Annotated in this window: 9 protein-coding genes; 3 read left to right on the forward strand and 6 right to left on the reverse strand. The window is 68.1% G+C overall.

Annotated elements, in window-relative coordinates; translation table 11 throughout:
* Nucleotide 1: 1 nt before the first annotated feature.
* From ACFOD9_RS00840 to ACFOD9_RS00860, 5 genes are all read right to left on the reverse strand, one after another.
* Complete coding sequence (locus tag ACFOD9_RS00840) at nt 2-1,273, reverse strand: MFS transporter (protein WP_379508186.1); 1,272 nt, start codon at nt 1,271-1,273, stop codon at nt 2-4.
* Nucleotides 1,274-1,279: 6 nt separating this feature from the next.
* The gene (locus tag ACFOD9_RS00845) at nt 1,280-2,074 is read right to left on the reverse strand and encodes an SDR family NAD(P)-dependent oxidoreductase (RefSeq protein WP_379508187.1); all 795 of its coding nucleotides are present in this window, start codon (nt 2,072-2,074) and stop codon (nt 1,280-1,282) included.
* Between the two features lie 98 nt (nt 2,075-2,172).
* On the reverse strand, nt 2,173-2,919 hold the full coding sequence (locus tag ACFOD9_RS00850) for an IclR family transcriptional regulator (protein ID WP_379508188.1): 747 nt from the start codon (nt 2,917-2,919) through the stop codon (nt 2,173-2,175).
* A gap of 97 nt (nt 2,920-3,016) precedes the next feature.
* Entirely contained in the window at nt 3,017-4,480 is a 1,464-nt protein-coding gene (locus ACFOD9_RS00855; RefSeq protein ID WP_379508189.1) for an aldehyde dehydrogenase, read from the reverse strand.
* Nucleotides 4,481-4,519: 39 nt separating this feature from the next.
* Complete coding sequence (locus ACFOD9_RS00860) at nt 4,520-5,248, reverse strand: dienelactone hydrolase family protein (RefSeq protein ID WP_379508190.1); 729 nt, start codon at nt 5,246-5,248, stop codon at nt 4,520-4,522.
* Between the two features lie 139 nt (nt 5,249-5,387).
* Here ACFOD9_RS00860 and ACFOD9_RS00865 point away from each other — a divergent pair, with 139 nt between their 5' ends.
* On the forward strand, nt 5,388-7,148 hold the full coding sequence (locus tag ACFOD9_RS00865) for an N-acyl-D-amino-acid deacylase family protein (RefSeq protein ID WP_379508191.1): 1,761 nt from the start codon (nt 5,388-5,390) through the stop codon (nt 7,146-7,148).
* A gap of 189 nt (nt 7,149-7,337) precedes the next feature.
* Here the strand turns inward: ACFOD9_RS00865 and ACFOD9_RS00870 are convergent, their stop codons facing one another.
* Nucleotides 7,338-8,048, reverse strand: a complete 711-nt coding sequence (locus ACFOD9_RS00870; RefSeq protein WP_379508192.1) for an alpha/beta fold hydrolase — start codon at nt 8,046-8,048, stop codon at nt 7,338-7,340.
* A gap of 108 nt (nt 8,049-8,156) precedes the next feature.
* On the opposite strand from ACFOD9_RS00870, the gene ACFOD9_RS00875 reads away from it, so the two are divergent.
* Both ACFOD9_RS00875 and ACFOD9_RS00880 read left to right on the forward strand, forming a co-directional pair.
* Complete coding sequence (locus ACFOD9_RS00875) at nt 8,157-8,957, forward strand: class II aldolase/adducin family protein (protein WP_379508193.1); 801 nt, start codon at nt 8,157-8,159, stop codon at nt 8,955-8,957.
* Nucleotides 8,958-9,076: 119 nt separating this feature from the next.
* Entirely contained in the window at nt 9,077-11,374 is a 2,298-nt protein-coding gene (locus tag ACFOD9_RS00880) for a TonB-dependent receptor (protein ID WP_379508194.1), read from the forward strand.
* Nucleotides 11,375-11,418 lie beyond the last annotated feature (44 nt).

The raw sequence follows: 11,418 nt of genomic DNA on the forward strand, positions 1-11,418 counted from the left end.
CTCACGAGGTCGGGCTGGCACCTGCCTGCGGCGCCGAGCCGGTGAACTTCGGAAACGGCCCTAGCGTGAACAGGCACCCGGATGCCACCGCGAATAACGGCAGGAAGGCCCAGATCGCCGGGGCATAGGAGCCGGTGCGGTCATAGAGGTGATTGGCGAGCGTGGGGCCGACCGCGACGGCCAGCGACCAGACCGAGGACACCATGCCGAAGATCGTGCCGAACCTGGCCGTGCCGAAGTGGCGGGTGGTGAGATAGGCGACGATGTCCAGCTCGGCGCCGAGCGCCAGGCCCAGCACGATCACCGCCACCATCATCAGCGGGACATTGCCCGGCCAGGCGAGGAACATGGCGCAGCCGATCATCGGGATCAGCACGCAGATCCCGCCGACGTAATTGCCGTTGAAGCGATCGATCAGGAAGCCGGTGCCCAGCCGGCCGATCACCGAGGTCAGCCCGGCGAGGCCGGCCACGCCCGCCGCTTCGGTGCGGCTCAGCCCCATCGAGCCGAGGATCGGCACGAGGTTGGCGGTGATCCCGATCGCGGCGGTGGTGAAGACGAAGCCGGCCAGGGTCAGCTTGGCGAAGCGCGCCGAGCGCAGCGCCTCGCGCACCGTGGCGCCGACCGCCTCTGGCGGGGGAGTGCTGGCCGCGACGGGCCGGCGGCGGCGCTGGTCGGCGGCGCCGTGGAAGAACAGGAAGAACAGCGGCAGGACGACCAGCGCCATGATCCCGGCGGTGAGCGGATAGGCCGCGCGCCAGCCGTGGGTGTCGATCAGCCAGGTGACCAGGATCGGCAGGACCGACGAGGCCAGCCCCGTCCCGCACAGGGTGACGGCGAGGGCGAGGCCGCGGCTCCGGTCGAACAGGCCGGCGACGGCCATGGTCCAGGTGGTCGGCTTGATCATCACCGCGCCGACCCCGACCATGGTCCACATCACCCACCACACCCGGACATTGGCGGGGGCGAGGCCCATCAGGGCGAGGGTGGCGCAGAACACCACCGCGCCCGGCAGGGCCACCCGGCGCGGCCCGACCCGGTCGAGCAGAATGCCCACGAAGGGCGCGCTGACCGCGCCGAGGAAGGTGACCACGCCGACCCCGGCGCTGATCTGGGCGCGGGTCCAGCCATAGTCGCGTTCGATCGGCGCGATGAACGGTCCCATCAGGTAGACGTGGCTCGAGGTCAGCCCGATCCCGAACAGGGCGGCGAGGACCACGGTCCAGCCGTTGCGCCATTCGGCGCGGGCGGACGGGGCATCGGCAGCGATCATGTCCGGTCAGCGGCCGCCGGTGACCCGGATCAGCTCGCCGGTGACTTGCCGGGCATCGTCCGAGGCGAGGAAATGGACCATGGCCGCGATGTCTTCGGGCAGGCACACGCGCTTCAGCATGAACCGGTCCGACATGACCTTGAGCTGGTCGTCGCCGAACATGGCCTGCATCCCCTCGGTCAGCACCACGCCCGGCAGCACGGCATTGCAGCGGATGTTGTGCGGCCCGCCCTGGGCGGCGATGTAGCGGGTGAGGATCTGGAGCGCGCCCTTCGAGGGGGCATAGGCGGTGAAGGCCTCGGTCGAGGTGATGTCGGTCACGCCCGAGGAGGTGTTGACGATCGCCCCGCCGCCGCGCGCGATCATCTGCGGCAGGACGGCCTTGGCCAGCAGCATCGGCGCGCGCACATTGACCGCGAAGGTCAGGTCCCAGACCTCGGCGGTCATCTCCAGCAGGGTCTTGTCGGCGGCAAACGGCTTGCCGCCGAGCGCGGCGTTGTTGTGGAGGATGTCGATCTGGCCGAAGCGGGCCATGACCGCCTCGACCATGGCGAGAATTTCGGCCTCGTGGGCGAGGTTGACGACGAAGGCCTCGGCGTCGAACCCTTCCCCGCGCAGCGTGGCGACGACCTGTTCGGCCGGTTCCCGGCGGATATCGGCAATGGCCAGGCGCGCGCCGGCCCGAGCCAGCCGGATCGCCGTGGCCGCGCCGATCGCCCCGCCGCCGCCGGTGATCAGGGCCACCCGGCCATCGAGCCGCTGCCCATCCTGACGCTGCCCATCCAGCCGTTGTCCGCTCACGTGCAATCTCCCATGCGTTCTTGTGTTTGGGGCAAGCTTAGTGGCGAGCCGGGTGATTGCAAGCGAGCCGCCCGGCGGGGGCCGCGAACGGGCGCGCGTCAGGTGCTATGCTTGGCGATCCAGTCGCGCAGGGCGGCGATCTGGCCCGAGCGGTGGCGCAGCACGCGCTCGCGCGGGCCGGCGATGCCCAGCGAGAAGCGTTCCTCGCCCTCGCGCGCGGGCATCAGCATGGCGATGGCATGGCTGTCGCGCTCGCCATCGAGCAGGACGTTGGTTTCCGAGATGCCGGTGGCGCGGATGGTGCGGATCACATCGAGCAGGACCTGTTCGCTCATCTGTTCGGCGCTGGTGGCGGCGGCCTGGTTGAACCGCCGCACGATTCGCAGCACCTGCGAATCCGGCATCAGGCTGAGCAAGGCCCGGCCCGAGGCGCTGGAGCACAGCGGCCGGCGGGTGCCTTCGTGGACGAAGTATTGGAGTTCCTGGCCCGAGCGCGAAATCTGCACGTAGTGGACCGAGGAGCCGAGCCGCCGGCCGACCAGCGCGGTTTCGCCGGTGGCATCGCGCAGGGCGTCGATATGTTCGGCGTGGAGCTTTTCCGAAACGGACGAGCGCATCCAGTCGCCCAGCATGGCCACGCGCAGGGTGGGAAAATAGCGCCGGGTCACCGGGTCCTGATCGAGATAGCCCAGTTCGATCAGGCTTCGCAGCAGGACCGAGGTGCTCGACTGCGGCATATCCAGCGCGGCCTCGATTTCCGAGGCGGTCGCCGGGCGGCGCCAGATCGCGAACAGTTCGAGCACCAGGATCGTGCGCCCGGCGGATTTGACGATCTTGGAAGACAAGCTGCTGATCCCCGGCCCGTCTCCGGCCGCATCGATCGCCACGGCCGCGGGACGGGGCAACTCTAGGAGAGAGCCGGCCCGCCCGCAACCATGGCGCTCAATCCATGAACGGCACCGTGATCGGCGCGCCGTGATTGATGAACACGGTCTTGGGCTTCATGAAGTTGAGCAGGTTGATCTGGCCGTTCTCGCTGCCAAGCCCGCTCGCCTTGTAGCCGGTGAAAGGCAGGGCATGGCTGGAGACGCGGTAGGTGTTGATCCAGGTGGTTCCCGCCTCGATCGCCTCGGCCATGCGGAAGGCGCGGCCCATGTCCGCGGTCCACACGGCGGAGGCCAGGCCATAGTCGGCGTCGTTGGCGATGGCCAAGGCCTCGGCCTCGTCCCTGAATTTCAGCACGGACAGGACCGGTCCGAAGATCTCTTCGCGGGCGATCCGCATGGCGGGTGTGACATCGGTGAAAATGGTGGGCTGGACCATCTGCCCGCCGCCCGGCAGCGCCTGGCCGCCGATCGCGCAGGTTGCCCCATCCTCGATCCCCGCCTTGAGATAGTGCAGCACCCGCTCGAACTGCGGGCGGGTGGTGATCGGCCCCATGTTGACCGCCGGATCGGTGGGATCGCCGACCTTGAGCGTGGCGACCTTGGCGACCAGCTTCTCCACGAAGCGATCGTGGATGCCTTCCTGGAGCAGGAGGCGCGAGCCGGCGATGCAGGTCTGCCCCGATGAGGCGAAGATGCCGAGGATCGCGCCCTTCACTGCATTGTCCAGGTTCGCATCGTCGAACACGATGTTGGGCGACTTGCCGCCCAGTTCCAGCACCACCTTCTTGAGGCTGGGCGCGGCCAGGGCATTGATCCGCGCGCCCGTGGGCGAGCCGCCGGTGAAGGTGATCTTGGCCACCTTCGGGTGGGTGACCAGGGCATCGCCGATTTCCGAGCCATAGCCCGTCACCACGTTGACCGCGCCGGCCGGAAAGCCCGCCTGCTCGAACAGGCGGGCGAGTTCGAGCGTGGAGGCCGAGGTGAACTCGCTCGGCTTGACCACCACCGGGCAGCCGGCGGCCAGCGCGTTGACCATCTTCATCGTGGCGATCTGGAGCGGCGAGTTCCACGGCGTGATCACCGCGACCACGCCGATCGGCTGGTATTGGGTATAGCCGAGCAGGCCGGGCCGCTCGGGCGGCATGACAATGCCCTCGATCTTGTCGGCCAGGCCCGCGAAATAGTCGACCGAGCGGGCCACGTAGATCGCCTGGTGGCGGGTTTCGCTGACCAGCTTGCCGTTGTCGCGGGTTTCGATCTCGGCCAGCAGCTGGGCGTTCTCCACCAGCAGCGCCGAGACTTTCCGCAGCAGGTCGCCGCGCGCGCTGGGGGTAAGGGCGCGCCATTCGGGCGATTTCAGCGTGGCGTGGGCGGCTTCCACCGCCGCATCGACATCGGCCGGGGTGGCGCGCGGAATGCGCGCCCAGGCCTTGCCGCGATAGGGATCGACCGATTCGATCCATTCGCCCCCGCTCGCCTCGACCCAGCGGCCGGCGATGAACATCTGGTAGGTCTGCATCGGGCAGGATCTCCGGGAATGAAATGCTGGGGGGGTGGCCTAGCCTGCGGGCGGGAACAGTTCGGCGAGGAAATTGCCGGTGGCCTGCCACGAGCGCCGGGCGACAAGCTCGATGTAGCGGTGGAACTCGCCCTTGGGGGTCTTGTAGGGATCGGTGAAGCCGTGGCCGGCGGCGCCATAGGCGTGGATCTGCCAGTCCGCCCCGGCCTCGGTCAGCTCCTCGCCCACGGCCATGATATGGGCGGGCGGATCGTAGACATCGTGCCAGCCGTGGCAGATCAGCACCCGGGCCGGCATCGGCGCCACCGCCTTCTTCTCCGGGTGGGGCATCAGCCCGCCGTGGAACGAGATCACCCCGGCCACCGGATCATCGAGCCGTGCGAGGTTGAGCACGGCCCGCCCGCCCAGGCAGAAGCCCAGCGCCGCGGTGCGCGCGGGATCAACCGCCGGGTGGGCGCGCAGGGCCGCCATCGAGGCGGCCATCCGCCCGTCGAACGCCCCGGCGAGGCGGACCAGGCTGCGGGCGAAGACGATCGCTTCCTCGTCATTTTCGTAATGGGCATCGCGCCCGTAGAGATCGGCGACGAAGCCGACATAGCCCATTTCGGCCAGGGCCACGGCCCGCTCGGCCTCGAACCGGCCCGGCCCGAGCGCGGTGTGGACCACGAGCACCCCGGGGCGGGGCGGGGCGCTGTCGTCGTAGGCGCACAGGCCTTCGAGGACGAGATCGCCAAAGGCATATTCGACCGGCTCGGTTCTGATCGGCATGGCATCCTTCCCGCGGGGATTGTCCGGTCCCTGCCATGGGGCCGGGCCAAATCACGGCTGTGATGTATCCGCCGTTTCCGGTAGGATAGCCTCAAGCTTCGCGGCCAGGCAAGCGCGCGGCAATGATGTGGAGAGGCCAATGTTCGATACCGTGATTGCGGGCGGGACCATCGTCGATGGCACCGGCGCGCCGCCGTTCACCGCCGACATCGGCATCATCGATGGCCGCATCGCCGAGATCGGCACGATCACCGCGCCGGCCCGCCGCACGGTCGATGCCAGGGGCGCGGTGGTGACCCCGGGCTTCATCGACATCCACAGCCACTATGACGGCCAGTTCCTGTGGGACGACCGCATGGACCCCAGCTTCTCGCACGGGGTGACCACGGCGCTGGCCGGCTATTGCGGAGTGGGCTTCGCCCCGGTGGGCCAGCACCGCCAGCAACTGATGGAGCTGATGGAAGGGGTGGAGGACATCCCCGAGATCGTGCTGGAAGAAGGCCTCGCCTGGGACTGGGAGAGCTATCCCGAATATCTCGATCGCCTGGCCGAGCGCCGCTACACCATGGATATCGGCTCCAACATCGCCCACGCGCCCTTGCGCGTCTATGTGATGGGCGAAAGGGCGCTGCGCCACGAAGCGGCCACGCCCGAGGACATCGAAAAGATGGCCGCGCTGGTCCGCGAAGCCATGGCGGCGGGCGCGGTGGGCTTTTCCAACGGGCGGATCACCACCCACTATTCGAGCAAGGGCGCCCAGGTGCCCGGCACCTTCGCCGACGATGACGAACTCCACGCGCTGGCCCGGGCCATGGGCGAAAGCGGGCGCGGCGTGTTCCAGATGATCCCCAAGGGCGCCAACGGCGCGGCGGTCACCGAGCCGCTGGGCCGCGAGGGGCGCCTGGCCGAGCATCGCCGGCTCGAAGCCATCGCCCGCGCCGCCGGCCGGCCGGTGACCTATACCCTGTTCGAATTCGCCGCCGATCCGGGCGATTGCGCGGTTCTGGCCGAGGAAAGCCGCCGCGCCCGCGCCGAGGGGCTGGACCTGCGCCCGCAGACCTCGCCGCGCGGGCTGGGCGCGGTCCAGATGCTCGACACCTACCACGTGTTCGTGCGCCGGCCGTCCTACCGCGCGATAGCCCACCTGCCGCTGGCCGAGCGCGCAGCCGCCATGCGCGATCCGGCCCGCCGCGCCGCGATCCTGGGCGAGGCCGATGTCGATGGCGAATTCGCCGGCAATCCGGCGGTGCTCAAGATGCTCAATGGCGCGATGGCGCGCCTGCCGGGCACCTATGTGCTGACCGATCCGCTCGATTGCGAGCCCACGGAAGATCGCAAGGTCGGCGCGCTCGCCGCCGCCGCCGGGCAGACCCCGGATGCCTTCATCTACGATCACTATGCCAGGGGCGATGGCAGCAATTACAACATCAGCTTCGCGCTCAATTACCCCGAAGGCTCGCTCGATCACGTCCACGCGATGTTGCAGGATCCCGGCATCATGATCGGCCTGTCCGATGGCGGCGCCCATATGCGGATCATCTGCGACGCCTCGATGCCTACCTTCCAGCTCGCCTTCTGGGCGCGTGACCGCAAGCGCGGCCCCACGGTCCCGCTGGAGCTGGCGGTGCACAAGCTGACCGGGGCGCCCGCCGAGCTCTACGGCTTCGCCGACCGGGGAACCCTGGCCGTGGGCAAGCGGGCCGATATCAACGTGATCGACTTCGACCGGCTCGGCCTCCTGCCGCCGCGCTTCGTGCGCGACCTGCCAAGCGGGGGTGGGCGGTTGCAGCAGGATTCGGTTGGCTATCTCGCCACTTTCGTCGCCGGCGAGATGACCCGCTGCAACGATGTGGAAACCGGCGCGCGCCCCGGCCGCCTGCTGCGCCACCTCGACGCCTGAGGCGGGCCGGTGCCGCACCTGTTTCCGTGAAACGGAAACAGGGTCTGGAACCTCATGACATGAGATGGCAGCGCTGGTCTCCCCTCCCCATTGGGGAGGGGCTGGGGGTGGGGGTAACGCGGGTGGGGGGCACCGCGCTGGCGTGACCCCCCATCCCAACCCTTCCCCACCGGGGAAGGGCTTTGCGCTTCAAGGCAATGTCATCCCGCCCTGGTCGCCCGCCGCCACCTGCTCCAGCGCGTCGGCCAGCCGGTCGGGCATGGCGAAGAACGGCGAATGGCCCGAGGGCAGTTCGCTCCAGCGGGTGCCGGGCTGGGCCTCGGCCTGGGCGCGCTGGCCGGCGATGGGGAACACCCGGTCCAGCGTGCAGCCGATGTAGTGGCGCGGCACCGAACCCCAGCGCTGCGGCGTGTGGCGGATCGTGTCGACCAGCGGCTGGCGGGGCTGCGCGGTCAGGCACAGCCGGGCGAGAACCACATCCTCTGCCGGGCAATCGTGATAGAGCAGCGGCTCGGCCTTGGGATCGTGGGCGATCAGTCCGCCGGGCGCGGGCAGGGCCGACAGCCCGCCGGCCATCGATCCGCCGTCGGGCGCGAGGAAGGCGGTGAGATAGACGATCGCGGCAAAGGCTTGCGGCGCCAGTTCGGCGGCGGCGGTGATCACCGCCCCGCCCATCGAATGGCCCACCAGGATCACCGGATCCGGCTCGGCCCGGGCCAGGGTGGCGACATGATCGGCATAGCGCGCGAGCGACGCCTCGGCCGCCGGGGCGGCGTGGCGGCCGTGGCCCGGCAGGTCGGGCGCCAGGGCGCGGTGGCCGCGCCGTTCCAGTTCGGCCACCAGCCTGTACCAGCACCAGCCGCCGTGGAAGGCTCCGTGCACCAGAAGGAATCTCGCCATGGCCGCCTGTTCTCCCTCGACGCGCTTCATCACAACCGTGTTGGCGATGTGATGGCGCTCTTGTAGTCTGTGCCGCAACGACAAGGGTTTACGCAAGGAGATGGCACGATGGAAGACCAGACCATGGTTCGCAGCGGGCCGGCGCCCACGGTCGCCCCGCCCTCGGTCGAGGAACTGGCCATCCGCCGCGACCTGGCCGCCGCCTATCGCCTCGCCGCCCTGTTCAAGTGGGACGACGGGATCGGCACCCATTTCACCGCCCGCCTGCCCAGCCGCGAAGGCGAGCCGGAAGCCTTCCTGATCAATCCCTTCGGCCTCCTGTTCGAGGAGGTGACCGCCTCCAACCTGGTCAAGGTCGATGTCGATGGCAATATCCTCTCGGACAACGGCTATCCGGTGAACCGGGCCGGCTTCGTGGTCCACAGCGCGGTCCACCTGGCGCGCGCGGATGCCGGCTGCATCCTCCACCTGCACACCCATGACGGCTGCGCCGTGGCCGCGCTGGAGGAAGGCATCCTGCCGATCGGCCAATTGGCGACCACCATGTGGAAGAAGATCGCCATCCACGAATACGAAGGCCCGGCCGTGCGCCCCGAAGAGCGCGAGCGGATGGCCAGGGCGCTGGGCACGCGCGACCTGATGATCCTGCGGAACCACGGCACCATGGCGATCGGCGCCACCGTGGCCGAGGCCTTCCACCGGATGTTCCTGCTGGAAACGGCCTGTTCGGTGCAGGTGCGGGCGCTGTCGATGGGCCGGCCGCTGCACCTGCCCGACCAGGCCGTGCTCGATCATGTCGATGCCAACTACGGCGTGCGGAACGAACACAGCGCCCACTTTGCCCGCAACCTGTTGTGGCCGGCCTGGCTTCGCAAGCTCGATCGGCTCTGCCCCGAATACAAGGATTGAGGCGGCCCGCGAGGGGGCGAAGAATTTTGTGGACTGCGGAAAAACCCCATTGTCAGCGGCCACTGCATTTGCAACCTTGCGCCGCAAAGAATGAAAACAATAACCTGGAGGGGAATACCATGAGGAAGACTTTTGTCGCGCGCCTGCTGCTGTCGGCGTCGGGCGTGGCTGCCGTGGCAGGGCTGGCGTCGCCGGCCCTGGCCCAGGCCGCTCCGGCCGGGGCGGAAAGCACCGATATCATCGTGACGGCGCAGCGCCGGGCCGAACGGATCGAGGACGTTCCGGCCTCGATCACCGCGATCACGCCTGAAACGCTCGCTCGCACCGGTCTCACCCGCTACCAGGACCTGGGCGAGCTTTCGCCCGGCGTCTCGATCTCGCGCAACGGTGCCTATACCCAGCCCGCGATCCGCGGCATCACCACCCAGGCGGTGGGTTCGGGCAACGAGAACAACGTCGCCACCTATATCGACGGTTTCTACCAGACCAACCCGCTGGTCGCGAACGCCGATATCGCCAATGTCGAGGGGGTGCAGATCCTCAAGGGGCCGCAGGGCACGCTCTATGGCCGCAACGCCATGGGCGGCGCGATCCTGATGACCACGCTGACCCCGTCGGACACGCTCACCGGCAAGGCCATGGTCGGCTACGGCAATCTCGATGAAAAGCGGATGTCGGCCTATCTGTCCGGGCCGCTCGGGCAGGGGGTCAAGTTCTCGATCGCCGGCTACAGCCGCTCCAACCACGGCTACATCCGCGATGTCGGCACCAAGGCCACCCCGTCGCTGGATGATGGCTTCTGGTCCTCGCCGTTCGACAGCCAGTCGCTGCGGGCCAAGCTCCAGTTCGACCTCTCGTCGAACCTGACCGCGATCCTGGGCTACAACTACACCTTCGTCAGCGATCCGCGCGGCAGCACCTGGGTGGAACGCAGCCAGTTGCCGATCCGCGGGGTTTCGATCCCGGCCAATGCCACGACCTATTTCGATCCGACCACCGACACCAGCGAGATCGACAAGTCGTCGACCAATTTCGGCAGCATTTTCAAGATCAAGCAGCATCAGGGCACGATGACCCTGAAGCTCAAGACCGGCATCGGCACGCTGTCGTCCTACACCAGCTACGATTCGGACGATCTTCCCCAGAAGTATGACTTCGACGGGACCAAGCGGGATTACAGCACCACCATCGCGCGCAACAAGGAACGCACCTTCCAGCAGGCGATCGACTACAACATCGATGCGATCGACCACCTCAACCTGACCGTGGGCGGCCTCTACTACTACGACAAGTACACGGTCGATTCCGACCGCGTCTCCAACTTCACCGTGCTCAGCAACACCCGCATCGTGTCGAAGTCGACCGCGGCCTCGGGCTATGTCGATGCGACCTTCGACGTGTCGGACAAGCTGTTCATCACGGCGGGCGGGCGGTATAGCTGGGAAGGCAAGTCGTTCTACCACAACAACAGCGCCGCGCCCGCGGCGACGACGCTCACCCCGATCACGAAGAACTACAGCGCCTTCACCCCGCGCTTCAACATCCGCTACAACCTGGCCGACCGGACCAACATCTACGCCTCGGTGTCCAAGGGCTTCAAGTCGGGGATGTTCAACCAGACCAGCTTCACCTCGCTGGCCACGATCATCCCGGCCGACCAGGAAACGGTCTGGGCCTACGAGGCCGGCTTCAAGACGGTCACCGACCTGTTCCGGTTCGAGGCCTCGGCCTGGTATTATGACTACAAGGGCTTGCAGACCACGGTCACCACCACGATCAACGTCGGCGGCTCGCTCCAGCCTTCCACCCTGTTGCAGAACGCCAAGTCGGCCGAAAGCTACGGCGCGGAAGCCAGCTTCGCCATCAAGCCGGCGGAAGGGCTGAACCTGGCGGTGGGCGCGGCCTACATCCATGCCCGCTACAAGGACTTCGCCAATGCCTCGGGCGCCGGCCTCACCGCCGACGGTTCGCTCAACGTGACGGCAACCCAGGACCTTTCGGGCCTGCCGATGCTGCGCGCGCCGACCTGGTCGGGCAATGCCAGCGCCGACTATACCTTCGCGGCCTTCGGCGGGAAGATGGTGGCGGCTTCCAGCCTCTACTTCACCACCGACTACATCCCCAACAACCCGTCGACCGGCCAGTCGCCGGCCACCACCACGGTCAAGGGCGTGGCCAACACCAACCTCGCCGGCCGGCCCGACGACCGCACCCAGCGCTTCATTGCCAATGGCTATGCCACGGTCAACGCCTCGCTGGCCTGGACCGACCCGGCCGACCACGTCACGGTCACCGGCTGGGTTCGCAACCTCACCAACAAGCGCTACCTGATCACCTGGTCGGCCCAGGCCTTTGGCACCTACAGCCAGTATTCCGAGCCGCGCACCTATGGGGTGAAGCTCGAATACAAGTTCTGACGCCAGGTCTGGCGCCAACCGGCTTACCAGCCCCAACCGGCCGC

Source organism: Novosphingobium bradum (assembly GCF_042646485.1).
GTDB lineage: Bacteria > Pseudomonadota > Alphaproteobacteria > Sphingomonadales > Sphingomonadaceae > Novosphingobium > Novosphingobium bradum.

Coding starts and splice junctions, on each gene's coding strand:
- ACFOD9_RS00840 (WP_379508186.1), bottom strand. CDS start 1,273: ATGATCGCTGCCGATGCCCCGTCCGCCCGCGCCGAATGGCGCAACGGC.
- ACFOD9_RS00855 (WP_379508189.1), bottom strand. CDS start 4,480: ATGCAGACCTACCAGATGTTCATCGCCGGCCGCTGGGTCGAGGCGAGC.
- ACFOD9_RS00860 (WP_379508190.1), bottom strand. CDS start 5,248: ATGCCGATCAGAACCGAGCCGGTCGAATATGCCTTTGGCGATCTCGTC.
- ACFOD9_RS00865 (WP_379508191.1), top strand. CDS start 5,388: ATGTTCGATACCGTGATTGCGGGCGGGACCATCGTCGATGGCACCGGC.
- ACFOD9_RS00870 (WP_379508192.1), bottom strand. CDS start 8,048: ATGGCGAGATTCCTTCTGGTGCACGGAGCCTTCCACGGCGGCTGGTGC.
- ACFOD9_RS00875 (WP_379508193.1), top strand. CDS start 8,157: ATGGAAGACCAGACCATGGTTCGCAGCGGGCCGGCGCCCACGGTCGCC.
- ACFOD9_RS00880 (WP_379508194.1), top strand. CDS start 9,077: ATGAGGAAGACTTTTGTCGCGCGCCTGCTGCTGTCGGCGTCGGGCGTG.